The sequence below is a fragment of the Gemmatimonadota bacterium genome, assembly GCA_026702745.1.
In the GTDB taxonomy this organism is placed as follows: domain Bacteria; phylum JAAXHH01; class JAAXHH01; order JAAXHH01; family JAAXHH01; genus JAAXHH01.
The window spans coordinates 49,105-65,517 of sequence record JAPPBT010000025.1; the positions used below are offsets into that span (position 1 = coordinate 49,105).

A 16,413-nucleotide genomic window follows, 5' to 3' on the forward strand; every position below is an offset into this window, starting at 1 on the left:
GTTCAAAACGTGAATATAGTAATTGTTGTTACGAGAAAGTCTATTCATTGCCATACTCTATCACTATTAATAACAATTATTTACGAAATGTTCTTATAGCAATACTTTGATCTCATATAGATTGTTGATTAAATCTGTGAATTTTGCTCAAAATTTGTGTGTGAATTGTGCAACAATACTGACTACTCGATTAAGTTTGGCAACGTATTCATGGCAATTATTCCATGTTAAGAAGGGTGTATGGTTTAATGTTCGGAAGCTTCGAAGTATCCTGACTCAACACATAAACGGTAGACGACTTGGTAGTAGTCAGTGCAGTCAGTCCGATCTCCACTTAGGTTTTCCACACGTTATCCACTCCTGATTCACCTCCCGCTCCCTTAGTTATCCACATCCTTTCAACATTCAATGCATGGCCAGGCTGGCGGCAGGCTGCTACCGAGGCCCGAACTGGTCGGCCAGTTTCTCTGCCCAGGCCCGGTTCGCGTCGATCGTTCGGCCGGCGTTGTGCGGCGTATGCACGACGTTGTGGCGCCCGAGCAGCGGATCGCCGAGGAGCAGGGGTTCCATGTCCCACACGTCCGCCGCCAGGCTCAATTCGTCGGCCAGGACCCGACGTCGGACCGCTTCCATGTCGCAGATCAGGGCTCGGGTGACCAGCACCACGAGGCACCCGCGGGGCAGCGCGTCGATGTGTCCGGCTTTGACCAGGCCGTGCGTGGATTCGGTAAGCGGCACCATGGGCGCGAACACCTCCGCATCCGAAACCAGCTGATCCAGGTGGTAGATCCGGCGCGCGCCGGCGCGGTGAAAGCCCGGTTCGGTGGCGTAGGGGTCCCAGGACGCCACGTCGGCGCCCAGCATGGACGCGAAGCTCGCGTATCGGCTGGCGATGTTGCCGGCCCCCACGATCCGCACCCGCTTGCCGGCCAGCGTGCCGCTCGCGAAGGCGGGATCGTCGCCGAACTGCTGGCCCCGTGCTCCGGGCAGGCCCCGGCCGCCGGGCGGCTCGTAGTCCCAGGGCGTCTGTCCGTCGATGATCTCCCGGTGCAGCTGGGGGATCCGCCGCAAACCGCACAATGTCAGCGCCAGCCCGAATTCCGCCACGGACTGCGACCAGAAACCTTCGCTCGGATGGACGTAAACGGCGACGCCGGCTTCCGCCAGGTACGCGTCGCATGCCTCGTCCAGCCCCCTGCCGCAGGCGGCCTGGAAAGTCGCTTCCTCCAGCGCACCGAAATTCCGTAGACATTCGACGGTCACCGATATGCCGAGGGTGGCCAGCCGTGTCACGCTCCCCGCACGGTCCGCAGGTCCCGCGTCCGCCACGACTTCGCCCAGGGGCCGGTCGTCCCCGTGCGCCGGGCGGATCAGTTCGGCATCGGGCCAGAGGGTATGGAAATGGGCTGCGGCAAAGGGCCATACCCCGTCGAAGTCGGGATGAACGACGATCAGATCGCCCATGTGGATATCCCTCCGAGGTGAGTAAAACAAATCAAGACACGAGAATGCGGAAATTACCAGCGACTAACCTTATATAGCGGGCATTCATCGATGTGGCAACGGTCAGAGAACGGCCACCATGGTTATCCTTGAACAATCCACAACGGAGGCTTAAATTGAATAAACCACAAGTACCAGATCACACCGACGATTTCGATCAAAGGATATCGGCCCTGGAGTCGGACATGGACACGATCAAATCGAATTTCGAGGGCCTGACTGCCACGCTGCAGAAATCGTTTGCCAAGGTCGAAGAAGATATTCAGGGTATCCGTGATTTGATTGCAAAGGTAATCGTGCATACCAATGAAAGATTCAGATCCATTGACGACAAGATACAGTCCATGGATAACAGAATACAGTCCATGGACGCCAGGATTCAGTCCACTCGCGATGACCTGCAGAAAAGCTTCAGGGATGACCTGCGCGATTTCCGCAGGGAAATCAAAGAGGATGTAAGGAACAGCGTCAACGGGTTACGTTGGACCGTTGGAATCATCGTTGCACTTGCCGTAGCGGTGATGAAACTGTTGCCGTGAGCAGATTTGCGATATTCGACGCTGGTGATGCCCGCTCGTTATCTCGGATGCGACATGAAATGATGCGAGACCTATGCTTACTTGCGGGAAGATGGCTTGCCTTCGCCCTGCTTCCCCTGACGCTGTCCGGATCTGTCTTCGCACAGCCCATAGAACAGATGCGATCCGACCACTTGCTGAAAGTAGACCTGCTCTACATTGGTGCCCATCCCGATGATGAAAGCGGGGTCACGGCCACTTTCGCGCGCGAGGTCCTCGACGGCGGCGCGAAGGCGGGCATCGTGCTCATCACGCGCGGCGAGGGCGGCGGCAACGCCATCGGCCGGGAGCTCGGACCTTCGCTGGGCATACTCCGCGAGGCTGAGATCCGCCGGTCCGCGGCCGAGTACGGGGTGGACCTGGTCTACTTCCTGGACAAGACCGATTTCTTCTACACGCTGAGCGACCAGGCCACCTACGACGTGTGGGGCTACGAGGACACGCTGGGCAGGGTCGTGCGGATGGTCCGCCTGCTTCGTCCGGATGTCATCGTGACCATGTGGCCCGGTCCGGGCACCCACGGCCATCACCAGGTGGCGGCACGGCTCGCAACGGAGGCCTTCACCGCCGCGGCCGATCCCGATCAGTTTCCGGCGCAGATCGAGGACGAGTATCTGCGTACATGGCAGCCGGTGAAACTGTACTACAACGCCCGCCGGCTGGGTGCCTTCTTCATACCCACGGGCGACATCTCACCCAGCCGCTTCATGAGCTACGCGGAGATCAAGTCCCTGGCCCTGCGCAACTTCCGGTCGCAGGGTTTCGACCGTAGGGCTACGGTACCGCCGCGTGGTGCCGGGGCGGAGGCGTTCATGCTGGTCAAGACCCTCGTGCCGCCTTCGCCGAAGGGCCTCAATACCCTCCTCGGCGGCCTGGAGGGGCCACGCGATACCGGCATCGTCCTGGGTCCTCCGCCTTCGACGGAACCGCTGTCCATCGGCATGGTGCCTCGCTCGGACATCGTCCGCTACCGTCGGTGGGCCGAGGAGCACCAGGTATCATGGGTCGCGGACCTGTTGCCCGCCGCGCTGTCTATCGGATCGGGCATGACCGGTACCCTGGAGGCGGAGGTCGTCAGCCGGATCCCCGACGGCGCGTCGGGCCGGGTAAGGCTCGAACTTCCCGAGGGGTGGACGGACAGCCCCATGCAGGTGGACTACGAGTTGCCGGGCCCTGGCGAGACGACGGTCGCCTTCACCGTGCGCGTGCCGGATGACGTCGCGCAGGGCAGCTTTCCGGTGCGGCTGTCGGCCGTCCCGGTGGAAGATCCGGACGGGGATGGACCAACCGTTGACAGTAGCGGCATGATCGACGTGCTGCCGGTCATGGATCTCACCCTCGCGGCGGGTCCCATGGAGATCGACGGCGACCTTGCAGACTGGGCGGGGATCGCGCCCCAACCCATCCCGTCGGACCACATCTGGTCGGGTTCCCTGCCGGGCGGCGACGACGACTGCAGCGCGGTGTTCCGCGCAGCCTACGACCATGAGAACCTGTACGTCGCCGTGGACGTGCGGGACGACGAGGTGGTCTGCAACATCGCGCCGGACGACATCAAGGGCCACTGGCGTTCCGATGCCGTGGAGATCTGCGTCGACCCCTCCGGCCGGAGCGACAACACACTGACGGTCTTCAAGGCGGGCATCTTTCCCGGCACCACGGCGGGACCCGAACCCCGGGCGGCACGGGATGCCGACGCGCGCCAGGGCGTGATCGAGAAGACGGCGCCGGGCATGCGGGTGGCTTCCAGGTTCACAGAAACCGGCTATGTGATCGAGACCGCTATCCCCTGGGCCGACATGCCGGGTGGTGCGGCGCCGCAGACCGGCGAGACCATCGGCTTCAACGTGGTAATCTACGACGGCGACGAGACCGATGCCGGCCCCGGGGCCAACATCGGCAAGGCCCGGCTGGCCTGGTCCTACCGACCCTCCGCCCAGGCCCTGCCCTACTACTACGGCCGGGCCGTCGTCCGGTAGGCCGCCCATTCACCAGTCCGCCCATTCACCAGTCCGCCCATTCACCAGTCCGCCCACTCAATAGGCCACCCACTGAGAAGGGAATCGTATTGAACCGCGACGACGCAATCGCCTTGCTGCACGAGCACACGAAGACGGACAGCCTGCGGAAGCACGCCCTGGGCGTGGAGGCCGCCATGCGCCACTACGCCAGGAAGTACGGCGAGGACGAGGAGAAATGGGGCATCGTGGGCCTGCTGCACGACTTCGACTACGAAGCCACGCCCGACCCCAAGGACCATCCTATGCGCGGGGCGAAAATCCTGGAGGAGAAAGGCTATCCCGAGGACGTCATCTACGCCATCAAGTCCCACGCCACCTACCTCGGCCTCGAACGGCGCAGCCTGATGGACAAGGCGCTCTTCGCCGTGGATGAACTCGTGGGTTTCATCACCGCCGTCGCCCTCGTGCGCCCCTCCGGAAGCGTACACGAGGTGAAGGTGAAATCCGTGCGCAAGAAGATGAAGGCCATCGCCTTCGCCCGCGCCGTTTCCCGCGAGGACATCGTCGAAGGGGCCGAAAGCCTCGGTCTAGATCTGGGTGATCACATCGCCAACGTCATCGAGGCCATGCAGGGCGAAGCCGCCGCACTGGGTCTCGCTGGTTCCTAACCGGCTCCTGGTCGGCTCCTGGTCGGCTCCTGTCCGGCCCTGGCTGGGCTTCTTGTCGGTCCTGGGCAGCCATTACCACTCCCGGTCGTCTTCTGGCTCTCCTAAGACCGTATCCTGCCAGCCGGTCAGACTCCTCACATACCCACTGGTTTTTTCTTACGAGATATCCGAACTCGATCTCGGCTATTTCATTATATAAGGGGCTGCTACCTAAGGGGAATGCACGCCCGGACCCACGGCTGATTTAGATTCACCGTCCCGGAGAAACGATGGAACGTAAGGATTGGGTAATGCTCGGTGGTTTCGTCGGAACGATTTTGACGATCATTGTCGTCTTCTTTGCTGGATTGCAGATCATGAACAGTCGATTCGAGGCGGTAGATCGTCGATTCGAGGCAGTAGATCGTCGATTCGAGGCGATAGATCGTCGATTCGAAGCGATAGACAGACGTTTCGTGGCAATAGACAGACGTTTCGTGGCAATTGAAAACCGACTGTTATCTATCGAGGAACATCTCAGGGGTCCCGAAGCAACTTTGGATGACGCCGCATCGGTCGATAAGGGGGCGATTCCCTAGTCTCATCCCCCTGAACAGGAATGTAGAACTGGACGGTCTGCGCCTTGTTCGCACGGTGTTGGAAGGACCGTTTTACGAAATGGTTGAAATAATGGGCAGAGCCCGTTTTCGTGGTCTCGGTGATCGATATTTTTGAAATGAATACCAGGTTTTCCCGTATCGAAGGGCAATAATAAACACCAGTTGTCATGTCAGGCAGCGAGACACCGCCAACCGGGTCGGAGGTTACCTGAGGGTATCCGGTGAGGATTGACACGATTCCCTGACCAGTCCGTCGCAACGCGAGACCGCCGCCCCCAAACCCGTTGACTTCCGGGTGATTCCGGTGTAGTTTTCAGGGTCCATTCAGCTACCCTTCTACCCGTCTGCAACGCGGACTAACCGGTCATGGATGCTGGCAAGGAAGCCCTGGAAACGGCCCGGAAAGCATGGGAAGAGCAGAAGCTGAAGCCGGCGCTGGAGCGGCTGCCCGAACGCCGCGACCGTTTCGAGACCGGCTCCGGCATTCCCGTGAAGCGGTTGTACACGCCCGAGGACACGGCGGACATCGATCCGGATGCCGAAATCGGAATGCCGGGGGAGTATCCCTTTACGCGGGGCATCCGCCCGACCATGTATCGCGGCCGGCTCTGGACAATGCGGCAGTACGCGGGATTCGGTTCGGCCGAAGAGACCAATGCCCGTTACCGGTATCTCCTGTCCCAGGGACAGACCGGGCTTTCAGTGGCCTTCGACCTGCCCACCCAGATCGGCTATGATTCCGATCATCCTCTGGTGGCCGGCGAGGTGGGCCGCACGGGCGTAGCGATCTCCACGATCGACGACATGCGGACCCTTTTCGAAGATATCCCGCAGGAATCGGTCAGCACTTCACTCACGATCAACGCCACGGCCACAGTGCTCGTTGCGCTCTACGCGGCGGTGGCCGAGGAACGCGGCGTACCGCTGGATCGGCTCGCGGGCACGGTCCAGAACGACATCCTGAAGGAATACATCGCGCGGGGCACCTTCATCTACCCGCCCGGTCCCTCCCTGCGCCTGGCCACCGACCTGATCCGGTTCTGCGCCGGCAGCATGCCGAAATGGAACCCCATCAGCATCAGCGGGTACCACATACGGGAAGCGGGCGCCACGGCCGTGCAGGAGGTCGCCTTCACCCTCGCCAACGGGCTGGGGTACGTAAAGGCGGTCATGGATGCCGGGATGGACGTCGACGCCTTCGCGCCTCAGCTCTCCTTCTTCTTCAACGCCCACAACCAGTTCTTTGAAGAGGTGGCCAAGTTCCGCGCGGCCCGGCGGCTGTGGGCCCGGCTCATGCGGGAACGGGTGGGGGCGAAGAACCCCCGATCCTGGCAGCTCAGGTTTCACACCCAGACCGGCGGCTCGACCCTGACCGCGCAGCAGCCGGAGAACAACGTGGTGCGGGTGGCGCTGCAGGCCCTGGCCGCGGTGTGCGGCGGCACGCAGTCCCTCCATACCAACAGTCTCGACGAAGCCCTCGCCCTGCCTTCCGAATCAGCGGCGACCCTGGCGCTGAGGACGCAGCAGGTCATCGCCCACGAGACCGGGGTGGCCGACACGGTGGACCCCTTTGCCGGGTCCTATTTCGTGGAAGCGCTGACCGGCGAGATCGAGGAGGCGGCGAAGGCGCACCTGGCTCGCATCGACGGTTACGGCGGCGCCCTGGGTGCCATCGAGGCGGGTTATCCCCAGGAGGAGATCAGCCGCAGCGCCTATGCCTACCAGATGGCCGTCGAACGGGAAGAACAGGTCATCGTGGGGGTGAACCGCTTTACCGGCGGCGAGGAGGAGGGGCCGGCGCCTTTTCCCATCGACCCGGCCATCGAAGCCCGCCAGGTGGAACGGGTGCGCGCTTTCAAGAAGGCCCGGGACGGGCAGGCCGCGGCGCGGGCGCTCGAGGCGCTCGAATCGACGGCCCGCACGCAGGACAACCTGATGCCGCTGATCATCGATGCTGTGCGAAAGCGGGCCACGCTGGGCGAGATCTGCGATACGCTCCGCGGCGTCTTCGGAGAATATCAGCGGCCCGAGCGGTTCTGAGCCGCGTCCGGAGCGGTTCTGAGGTGCCCACACCGACGCACTGCCGGCCGCATGATGGAGAGGTCGAATACTATGTCGAGAAAGCCATCGAAGAAGATCTCCGGTACAGACCTGCCGGCCGCGACGACTCAGAAGGCCCAGTCGTCCCCGCCCGCCCGTGTCGCCCATATCGGGATCGCAGTGCGCGACCTGGACGAGGCGCTGCGCCTGTACCACGAGACTCTCGGGCTGCCGCTGCACGGCCGGGAGTCCGTGGAGAGCGACGGCGTCAACGTGGCCTTCCTTCCTGCCGGAGACACCGAACTGGAGCTTCTGGAGGCGACGGGCCCGGAGAGTCCGGTTGCCCGTTTCATCGAGAAGCGCGGAGAGGGCATCCACCATATCGCCCTGGAAGTCGACGACGTGACGGAATCGTTGAAGATCCTGAGTGACCAAGGATACCGGCTGATCGATGAGGAACCGCGCATCGGGGCGGGAGGCGTCCGGGTCGCCTTCGTGCATCCCCGGAGTACAAGCGGCGTACTGATCGAACTGTGCGAAAAGGGCGGGGACGGCCGGTCGTGACCGCCGTAACTTTTACTTGACAACGTGGGACAGCCTTTCTTATTTAGTTAGAATTGAAACTACAGTAAACCAGGGCTCATGGATTCCTGCGATCGTCCGCTTGACCGCTATGGATCGAAGCGGAATCCGCGGAAGGCTGGACAAGGTGGCATTCTGCCACTGAACCAGCCGGTGAAGTTATGTACAACAATGTCCGTTAGCGCCCGCTCGGTGGATTCCGTTTCACCCGCGTATGATCCGTATTACGTCATTTCGGCAGGCACTCGGCTACGTAGTCGCGCTGGCGATGTGCGTATCCGGTGTACTGGTCCTGACCGGCTACATTTTGCGGGTGTTCATACAGACGGAACAATTGAGACTGGTTTTCGGCAGCGTGCTCATTCTCTATGGGGTCTTCCGGTTCGTGTCCGCCTATTACACGGATAAACGGAACGAGGAGACCCGCTCCATCCTTGAGGACGATTCATGGCGAGGTTCGGGGTCCCCTTCCGATTAGCGTTTTCCGGTGCGGCCCTGTTATTTTTCATGACGGGTTGCGGCCAACCCGACGAAACGGCCACCCGGGGTTACCTCAAGGTGTCCAGCGCCGAGGTCGCGTTCCCGTACATCGAGAGTTCGGCGGTCAAGTACGAGCAGGTCTACAACGAAGCCTTCATCGACGTTGGCAAGACGACCTCCCGTGAAGCGCTGGTCGACCTTTCCGAGGGACGAAGCCGCCTGGCGGTGTTATCCCGCGAACCCAATGAATCCGAGGTCGAAGCGCTTTCGGCCGGCGAAGCGGACTTCATTACCCGGACCGTCGCCCACGACGCGCTGGCGGTGATTGTCCACGGAGACAATCCGGTCGAAGACCTGACTGTGGGGCAGTTACGGGACATCTACACCGGGAAGATTACCAACTGGCGTGAGCTGGGCGGCAAGGACATGGCGATCCGCCCCCTGGTCCGCGACCGGAATTCCGGCACGTACGAGGTTTTCGAGGACGTCGTGCTCGAAGGCGCGGAATACGGCGCCAACGTGTATCCCTGCAGCACGATGGCCGCCCTGGCCAGCATCGCGGGCGCCTATCCGGGCACGATCGGGATAACCGGACTGCTGATCACGAACTCGTCCCGTTCCGGGGCCACGATGGCTTATTACAAGACGATCCGGATCGCCGAGGATGAAAGCGGTCCTTATCTGCTGCCCACGCAGCATAAACTGCTTCAGGAGTTGTATCCGCTCCGGCGGCCCCTCGTGTTGTGCTACTTCAAGCGGTCGTCGCTGGAAGTCAACCTGGTATCGGGATACGTAACCTTTCTGACGGCGGTCAAGGGACAGCAGATCGCCATTGACGAAGGCGTCGTTCCGGCGACCATGCCGGTCCGGACGGTCAAACTGCAATAACAAGGCTCGCAAGAGCATCGGGAGGTATCCAACATGTGGATCGCAGGTGAGAACCGCAGGATAGGCAAAAGCGCCCTGTTCGTACTCGGCGCGCTGCTGCTGGTCAGCCTGGCCGGCGCGCCGGCCGTGGCGAACGCCCAGAGCGTGGACGCCGCCCGGGCGGCCTACGACAGCGGGGACTACGACCGGACCGTTTCCATACTCCGGGACGTGCTCAGCAACGGTAAGAAGAACACGGACGCCCACTACCTGCTCGGCCTGGCGCTCAAGCGGCAGGGCCACCTCGACGAGGCGTACTCCGAATTCCTGATCTCAGTCGACCAGCAGAAGAAGAACCACGACGCCCGCTTCGAACTGAGCCTGCAGGAGATCCGCACGGGCCGGTTCGAGGACGCGCAGAAGACGATCGAGGAAGGCCTGAAGCGCACCAAGGATAAGGACGCGCGGTTCTTCTACGCACAGGGACAGCTTGCCATCGCGCAGGAGGATCTGCGAAGCGCCGAGGTGCAATTCACCCGGGCGCGCAGTATCGATGCGCAGAACCCGCTGTACGTACGGGGACTGGGCGACGTCTACGAAGCGCGGAATGTCTGGGGACTGGCGATTTCCAACTACCGGCAGGCCCTCGCCATGGAGCCCGATTCCCCGGACGCGGCCATGATCCACTACCGGATCGGCCAGTTGCATTTCAAGGCGCGGCAATGGAACGAGTCCTACGCCGCGTACCAGATGGCGACGGAACTCGATCCCACGTTGGAGGACGCCTGGTACCAACAGGGCTACATCCAGTACGTGGCCGAACGGTATCCCCTCGTCGTCGAGCCGATCGAGCAATTCGTGGCGCTGGACCAGACCAACGCCGAAGCCTATTTCATGCTGGCCGAGTCCTTCAACAAGACGCAGCGGATCAAGATGGCCGTGCCCCATTACATGAAGACCATCGAGCTGGACCCGGGCCGGGTCGAAGCCTATCTGCCGATGGGGGACGGACTGGTCGCCGAGGGCCGTTACATGGAGGCGGTTAACGCCTACAAGGAAGCCGTGATGCAGAACGCGGACAACGCGGAGCTGCATTTCAGCCTGGGCTGGGTACAGACGCAGCCGGAGGTGGGGCAGTACGACGACGGCATCGTCAACCTGAAGAAGTCCATTGAACTGGACGGCTCGTCGGAGAAGCCCTACATCCAGCTCGCGCTGGTCTATTTCGACCAGGAAAAGTACGGGGAGGCCATTCCGCTTCTCGAAGAGGCCATCAAGGTCAATCCCAACGACCAGAACCCCTACGCGTACTACGGACGGGCGTACATCGAGCAGGGACAGTACGCGCAGGCCGTGACGGCCGTCAAGACCGTGCTGGAACCGGCGATTCAGGCAGTGGAGGACGAACGGACGAAACTCACGCTGAGCAACGTGTACTACAACCTCGGCAGGGAGATCTACGGCGCCTCCCGCGAGGTTGAGCGCGACCAGCGGCCGGCGATGTACGACGCTTCGCTGGATATGTACCGGGCCAAGGTCGCCCACGACAGCACGGACTATTTCGCCTATCTGAACATGGGCATCACGGGCCTGGTGGCCCAGAACGGCGCGGTTGCACGGGACGCCCTCATCAAGGCCCGGGACCTGCGGACCGCAGAGGCCGAGGAGGACCCGACGACCATTCTGCAGCCGCTGAAATACCTGGGAACGGCCTATCTCATCCTGGAGGATTACCGCAACGCGCGCACGACCTTCCAGCGCGTGCTTGAAATCGATCCCACGGATCACGAGGCCTACTACCGGTTGGGGTTCGACCGGGTGCTGAACGAGGACTGGGGCGGCGCGATCGGCCAGCTTCGGAAGGCCATAGAGTTGAAGCCGGACGAGGCGTCCTACCATCTCCTGCTCGCCCAGGCCTACACGAACTCGCAGCAACTCGCGCCGGCGATCCGCCACTACCGGGAAACCCTTAAGCTCGATCCGAACAATGGAAGGGCGCGCGAGCAGCTGAACACCGTGCAGGCGATCTACGAGCAGTTGCAGGGAGACTGAGGGGCCGATTGCCAGGCCGTCCATTTACCTGGCATTCCATTATAGACGAATCTAGACGGAGTATCTGGACAACGACATTTTAAAACCAGCCTGTTTCAGGCGACACTCAGGACACGGATGGAAAGGTGGTGGTGAAGGAAGGCGTTTGTCCCGCCTACTAAAAGAGGACGCGTTTCGACACGATAGTTTCTTGGTTTATACGGCAGGGATTATATCACACCAGAGATGATTGTTTCGCTGCTACGTTCACGATCGCAACTGTACAAAGTCTAAGGAGAATCTGATATGCGGCCAGGCGCCTTTATCATGATCATCATCGTCCTTTGCTTTATTGTTTCATGGATTATCTTCGAGTTCTTTCTGCCACAGTTCGTAAAGGACGGCGGATATGTTGTCATCGGCCTCATGGTGCTCACCATGCTGGACATCACCTTCATCATCGAGCGTTCGCTGACGCTGAAGAAAGCCCGCGGCAAGCGGCCGCAGGTGGCTTTTCTCAAGGACGCCATGGCCGCGATCCGCAACAACGACATCAAGCGTGCGGTCAACCTGTGCAATTCGCAGCAGGGCACCATGGCCAACGTGCTGCGCGCCGGTCTCGAGCGTTTCGATTCCATCTCCGAGGAGAACCTGACGAGCGACCGGCAGGTGCAGGAGATCAAGCGGGCCTTCGACGAGGCCAACGCCCTCGAGACCCCGCTGCTCGAACGCAACCTGATCGCGCTGCAGACCATCGCGACCATCGCCACCCTGGTGGGGCTGCTCGGGACGACGATCGGTATGATCCGGGCCTTCGCCGCCATGGCCAACGAAGGCGCGCCGGACGCCATTCAGCTCGCGCTGGGTATCTCCGAGGCGCTGATCAATACGGCAGGCGGCCTGGCCGCGGCCATCATGGGTATCGTAGCGTACAACTACTTCGTCAACAAGGTGGACATGTTCACCTACGCCGTGGACGAAGTGGCTCAGGAAGTCCTGGCAATTCTTACCGGCCGGGCCTAATCGGACGGCTTTAAGGCGTTAAGGAGTCTTTGATATGGCGCACGGAAAACACAAGCCGGTCTTTATCGACATGACGCCGATGGTGGATATCGCCTTCCTGCTGCTCATCTTCTTCATGGCCACGACGCAGTTCAAGGCCCCCGAATCGATTCACATCCTGCTTCCGGAGTCCCATTCGGCCATCAAGTTGCCCGAATCGGACGTGGTGATCCTGACCGTCGGACCGAAGCCGGGAAACGAGTTGTTCTGGCGGCTGGAACCCCAGCCCGAAGTTGGGATCGAGATGTCGGAAATGGAGAATGCGCTGGTGGAGGCGCGCATCAGGAACCCCCGTCTGCGTATCGCCATCAAGGCGCACAAGGACGCCGAGTTCGGCGTCATCAGCGACATGATGGAGATCCTCCAGAAAACGAACAACACCCGGTTCAACCTGGTCACGAACTTCGAGGACGATACGGAAACCTCGGGCGACGAGCCGACCAGCTTGAGGCCGGTCAACCAAGACCTGGTAAGGAGGTGATGGCACATGGCAGCCGTCCAGGGCACTCAGAAAGCCAGCGACAGGAATAAGGAAGGCGCTAAGAAGAAAAAGCCTCGCAACCAGGTTTTCATCGACATGACGCCCATGGTGGACATCGCATTCCTCCTGCTCATCTTCTTCATGGTCACCACGGTTTTCAGGGCGCCGCAGACCATGGAGCTCAACATTCCGCCCGACAAGGACGACAAGGTCGAGATCGCGGAATCGAACGTGCTGCTGATTTACATGCTGGACGACGATCGCATGTTCTGGCAGATCGGCCGGGACATGACGCCGGAGGAGTTGACGCTGGATGACGTCCAGGAATTCATCAAGGAGAAGGAAGTGGAGAACGCCGATCTGCACGACGGCGAATCCAAGCTGGTGACCCTGGTGATGATCCAGCGCACGAGTCCCTACGAACAGATGGTCAACGTCATGGACGAACTTCAGTTGGGCGCCATCGACCGGTTCAGCATCACGGTCCTGGAGCAGGATAAGTTCGAGGAGGTGTTTGGCTCATGATGGGTTCGCTGCTCAGCATCGAACATTTTCCCCTGAAGAAAGAATCCCCCATGAAGTTCTTCTACCAGCGGAACGCGAAGCGGGGCATTGTGGCGGCCGTGATCATCCACGCGCTGGCCCTGGGGACCTACTGGGGCGTCTGGTGGTACCAGGAGCAGAGCCGGGTCTACGCGACGCGGATCCTGGATTACGCCGACCTGGGGCCGCCCCCGGCGCTGACCGACGCGCCGGAAATGCTGGAAGTACCGGTGGAAGCGCCTTCCAGGCCGGTGATCGGTATACCCGAGCCCGTGGATGACGCCGAGGTGTCCGCCGAGATGACGATCGCCACCCAGACCGAGATGAGCCAGCAGATCGCCCCGGTGATCCAGGACATCGAGGAGGAGAACATCATCATCGAGGCGCCGGAGGAGGAGAACATCGTCATCGAGGATGAGGCTCTGCCTCCGCCCGATGCGTTTACGCCCCACGAGACGCCTCCGGCACCGGTATACCAGGTTCAGCCCGAGTATCCTGAACTGGCCCGCAAGGCGGGGATCGAGGGAAGAGTCTATATCAAGATCCTGGTCGACAAGGAAGGCAAGGTCCGTGACGCATTGTTGGTGCGGGGCATCGGCGCGGGTCTAGATGAATCGGCACTCGAGGCCGTGCGGCAGTGGGTGTATACCCCGGCCATTCAGAACAACCGGCCGGTGGCCGTATGGGTAGCGCAGCCGGTCGATTTCAAGCTCCGCTGATCTCGCGATGCCGCGGTACAGAACTGTTGAACGTTAGCTGCAGAGGGCGGGTTTCTGACCCGCCCTCTGTGTGTGTAGTCATCAGGGCAGACAGGTTTCAAGGGAGAAGGTAAAGGGACATGATCGAGAACGAGTTGATGTACGGTGTGATCGTCGCGGGCCTGCTGGGAATGATCTACGCTGTCTGGAGGGCGGCCTGGATCAACGGGCAGGATGAGGGGACGGACAGGATGAAAGCCATCGGCGCCAGCATTTCCGAAGGCGCCATGGCCTTCCTCAAGGCGGAGTACCGGGTCCTGGCTATCTTCGTCGTGGTCGTGGCCGTGTTGCTGGCCGTGGCGAACATGGGCAAGGTCGAGTCCAGCGCCCTCATCGCCCTGTCCTTCGTCACCGGCGCCCTGGCTTCCGGTCTGGCCGGATTCCTGGGCATGCGCGTGGCCGTACGGGCCAATACGCGGACGACCCACGCGGCGCGGTCCGGACTGGCCCAGGCGCTGCACGTGGCCTTTGCCGGCGGGTCGGTCATGGGTCTGAACGTGGTGGGTCTGGGTGTCCTGGGACTCGGCGGCCTGTTCATCCTCTACACGGGGCTTTTCGGAATCGACGAGTCGGGTATCGGCCGCGTGCTGAACGTCATCTCCGGCTTCTCACTGGGCGCTTCGTCCATCGCCCTTTTCGCCCGCGTGGGCGGGGGCATCTACACCAAGGCGGCCGACGTGGGCGCCGACCTGGTGGGCAAGGTGGAGGCCGGCATTCCCGAGGACCATCCCCTTAATCCTGCCTCCATCGCCGATAACGTGGGCGACAACGTGGGCGACGTGGCGGGTATGGGCGCCGACCTCTTCGAGTCCTACGTGGGCTCCATCCTCGGTTCCATGGTGCTGGGCGCCGGCATTCTCGTGGCGGGCGTCTACGATCCGGTCTTCATTACCCTGCCCCTCATCATCGCGGGCGCGGGCATCATCATCTCGATTCTCGGCACCTTCATGGTCTCGGTCAAGGAGGGCGGCAATCCCCAGTCCGGCCTGAACAAGGGCGAATTCGGCTCATCGGCCATCATGGTCGCCGTCATGTACCTGCTCATCGACTACCTCCTGCCCGGCGACTTCACCCTGGGCGGCGAGACCTACACCAGCCTGGGCGTTTTCATCGCGGCTACCATCGGCCTGCTGGCCGGTCTCGGCATCGGCCTTATTACCGAACACTACACGGGCACCCATACGGGTCCGGTCACGTCCATATCGCGGCAGTCCGTGACGGGCACCGCGACCAACATCATCGCCGGCCTGGGCATCGGCATGCGGTCCACGGCCATCCCCATCCTGATCATCGCCGCCGGCATCATAGGCGCCTACTACTTTGCCGGGCTCTACGGGATCGCCATGGCGGCCCTGGGCATGCTGTCCAACACGGGCATCCAGCTGGCGGTGGACGCCTACGGCCCCATTTCCGACAACGCGGGCGGCGTGGCCGAGATGGCGGAGCTGCCCCCCGAGGTCCGGCAGCGGACCGACAAGCTCGACGCGGTGGGCAACACGACTGCGGCCATCGGCAAGGGATTCGCCATCGGCTCCGCGGCCCTGACCGCGCTGGCGCTCTTCGCGGCCTACATGGTGCAGGTGGGCATTTCGAGCATCGACATCGCCAATCCCCGCGTCATGGCGGGGCTCTTCGTAGGAGGCATGCTGCCCTTCCTCTTCTCCGCCCTCGCCATGAACGCCGTGGGCCAGGCGGCCATGGCCATGATCGAGGAGGTCCGGCGCCAGTTTAACGCCATCCCGGAACTCAAGAACGCGCTGTCGGTGATGAAGAAGAACGACGGGGTGGACGAAGGGGACTGGTCCCAGGAGGACCGGGAAGTCTTCGAGGCGGCGAGCGGCAAGCCGGAGTACGCCCGGTGTGTCGAGATCTCCACCAAGGCGGCCATCCGCCGCATGGTCCTTCCCGGCCTGCTGGCCGTATTGACACCCGTCGTCGTGGGATTCGTCTTCGGCCCGGAGACCCTGGGCGGCCTGCTGGCCGGCGTCACCGTGTGCGGCGTGCTGATGGCGATCTTCCAGGCCAACGCGGGCGGCGCGTGGGACAACGCCAAGAAGATGATCGAAGAGGGACTGACCATCGACGGTGTGCGTTACGAGAAGGGATCGGAGGCCCACAAGGCCGCCGTCGTGGGAGACACGGTCGGCGATCCATTCAAGGACACGTCCGGCCCGTCGCTGAACATCCTGATCAAGCTGATGTCGGTGGTTTCCCTGGTCATCGCCCCGCTCATCGCGCTGTAGCCGCGTGATGGCGTTAT

General features: G+C 61.7%; 15 protein-coding genes. 14 read left to right on the forward strand and 1 reads right to left on the reverse strand.

Annotated elements, in window-relative coordinates; genetic code table 11:
- Positions 1-435: 435 nt before the first annotated feature.
- Positions 436-1,464 carry a hydroxyacid dehydrogenase gene (locus OXH56_04500; protein MCY3554563.1) on the reverse strand — a complete coding sequence of 343 codons (1,029 nt, stop codon included), beginning with the start codon at positions 1,462-1,464 and terminating at the stop codon, positions 436-438.
- Positions 1,465-1,688: 224 nt separating this feature from the next.
- Between OXH56_04500 and OXH56_04505 the strand changes: the two genes are divergently transcribed.
- The 14 genes from OXH56_04505 to OXH56_04570 all read left to right on the forward strand — a co-directional run bounded on the left by OXH56_04505 (position 1,689) and on the right by OXH56_04570 (position 16,396).
- Positions 1,689-2,042 carry a hypothetical protein gene (locus OXH56_04505; protein MCY3554564.1) on the forward strand — a complete coding sequence of 118 codons (354 nt, stop codon included), beginning with the start codon at positions 1,689-1,691 and terminating at the stop codon, positions 2,040-2,042.
- Positions 2,043-2,101: 59 nt separating this feature from the next.
- Entirely contained in the window at positions 2,102-4,060 is a 1,959-nt protein-coding gene (locus tag OXH56_04510) for a PIG-L family deacetylase (protein ID MCY3554565.1), read from the forward strand.
- A gap of 83 nt (positions 4,061-4,143) precedes the next feature.
- A complete protein-coding gene (locus OXH56_04515; protein ID MCY3554566.1) occupies positions 4,144-4,710 on the forward strand; it encodes an HDIG domain-containing protein in 567 nt (188 codons plus the stop codon).
- A gap of 269 nt (positions 4,711-4,979) precedes the next feature.
- Positions 4,980-5,288 (forward strand): hypothetical protein, encoded by a 309-nt coding sequence (locus tag OXH56_04520; protein ID MCY3554567.1) that lies wholly within the window; start codon positions 4,980-4,982, stop codon positions 5,286-5,288.
- A 387-nt stretch (positions 5,289-5,675) separates the two neighbouring features.
- A complete protein-coding gene (locus tag OXH56_04525) occupies positions 5,676-7,349 on the forward strand; it encodes a methylmalonyl-CoA mutase family protein (GenBank protein ID MCY3554568.1) in 1,674 nt (557 codons plus the stop codon).
- Positions 7,350-7,421: 72 nt separating this feature from the next.
- Positions 7,422-7,913, forward strand: coding sequence for a methylmalonyl-CoA epimerase (mce, locus tag OXH56_04530; protein MCY3554569.1), 492 nt, complete (start codon positions 7,422-7,424; stop codon positions 7,911-7,913).
- A 232-nt stretch (positions 7,914-8,145) separates the two neighbouring features.
- The gene (locus OXH56_04535; protein MCY3554570.1) at positions 8,146-8,409 is read left to right on the forward strand and encodes a hypothetical protein; all 264 of its coding nucleotides are present in this window, start codon (positions 8,146-8,148) and stop codon (positions 8,407-8,409) included.
- Positions 8,379-9,299, forward strand: coding sequence for a substrate-binding domain-containing protein (locus OXH56_04540; protein MCY3554571.1), 921 nt, complete (start codon positions 8,379-8,381; stop codon positions 9,297-9,299). Before OXH56_04535 ends, OXH56_04540 begins: the two co-directional genes overlap by 31 nt.
- A gap of 33 nt (positions 9,300-9,332) precedes the next feature.
- Positions 9,333-11,330, forward strand: coding sequence for a tetratricopeptide repeat protein (locus OXH56_04545; protein MCY3554572.1), 1,998 nt, complete (start codon positions 9,333-9,335; stop codon positions 11,328-11,330).
- Between the two features lie 306 nt (positions 11,331-11,636).
- A complete protein-coding gene (locus OXH56_04550; GenBank protein ID MCY3554573.1) occupies positions 11,637-12,332 on the forward strand; it encodes a MotA/TolQ/ExbB proton channel family protein in 696 nt (231 codons plus the stop codon).
- Between the two features lie 34 nt (positions 12,333-12,366).
- Positions 12,367-12,852 carry a biopolymer transporter ExbD gene (locus tag OXH56_04555; protein ID MCY3554574.1) on the forward strand — a complete coding sequence of 162 codons (486 nt, stop codon included), beginning with the start codon at positions 12,367-12,369 and terminating at the stop codon, positions 12,850-12,852.
- Positions 12,853-12,858: 6 nt separating this feature from the next.
- Positions 12,859-13,377, forward strand: a complete 519-nt coding sequence (locus tag OXH56_04560; protein MCY3554575.1) for a biopolymer transporter ExbD — start codon at positions 12,859-12,861, stop codon at positions 13,375-13,377.
- A complete protein-coding gene (locus tag OXH56_04565) occupies positions 13,374-14,114 on the forward strand; it encodes an energy transducer TonB (GenBank protein MCY3554576.1) in 741 nt (246 codons plus the stop codon). Before OXH56_04560 ends, OXH56_04565 begins: the two co-directional genes overlap by 4 nt.
- 119 nt (positions 14,115-14,233) lie before the next feature.
- Positions 14,234-16,396: a sodium-translocating pyrophosphatase gene (locus OXH56_04570; protein MCY3554577.1), complete on the forward strand. Its 2,163-nt coding sequence runs from the start codon at positions 14,234-14,236 to the stop codon at positions 16,394-16,396.
- The last annotated feature ends 17 nt before the right edge of the window (positions 16,397-16,413 follow it).

Coding starts and splice junctions, on each gene's coding strand:
- OXH56_04500 (MCY3554563.1), bottom strand. CDS start 1,464: ATGGGCGATCTGATCGTCGTTCATCCCGACTTCGACGGGGTATGGCCC.
- OXH56_04505 (MCY3554564.1), top strand. CDS start 1,689: ATGGACACGATCAAATCGAATTTCGAGGGCCTGACTGCCACGCTGCAG.
- OXH56_04510 (MCY3554565.1), top strand. CDS start 2,102: ATGATGCGAGACCTATGCTTACTTGCGGGAAGATGGCTTGCCTTCGCC.
- OXH56_04520 (MCY3554567.1), top strand. CDS start 4,980: ATGGAACGTAAGGATTGGGTAATGCTCGGTGGTTTCGTCGGAACGATT.
- OXH56_04525 (MCY3554568.1), top strand. CDS start 5,676: ATGGATGCTGGCAAGGAAGCCCTGGAAACGGCCCGGAAAGCATGGGAA.
- mce (MCY3554569.1), top strand. CDS start 7,422: ATGTCGAGAAAGCCATCGAAGAAGATCTCCGGTACAGACCTGCCGGCC.
- OXH56_04535 (MCY3554570.1), top strand. CDS start 8,146: ATGATCCGTATTACGTCATTTCGGCAGGCACTCGGCTACGTAGTCGCG.
- OXH56_04540 (MCY3554571.1), top strand. CDS start 8,379: ATGGCGAGGTTCGGGGTCCCCTTCCGATTAGCGTTTTCCGGTGCGGCC.
- OXH56_04545 (MCY3554572.1), top strand. CDS start 9,333: ATGTGGATCGCAGGTGAGAACCGCAGGATAGGCAAAAGCGCCCTGTTC.
- OXH56_04550 (MCY3554573.1), top strand. CDS start 11,637: ATGATCATCATCGTCCTTTGCTTTATTGTTTCATGGATTATCTTCGAG.
- OXH56_04555 (MCY3554574.1), top strand. CDS start 12,367: ATGGCGCACGGAAAACACAAGCCGGTCTTTATCGACATGACGCCGATG.
- OXH56_04560 (MCY3554575.1), top strand. CDS start 12,859: ATGGCAGCCGTCCAGGGCACTCAGAAAGCCAGCGACAGGAATAAGGAA.
- OXH56_04565 (MCY3554576.1), top strand. CDS start 13,374: ATGATGGGTTCGCTGCTCAGCATCGAACATTTTCCCCTGAAGAAAGAA.
- OXH56_04570 (MCY3554577.1), top strand. CDS start 14,234: ATGATCGAGAACGAGTTGATGTACGGTGTGATCGTCGCGGGCCTGCTG.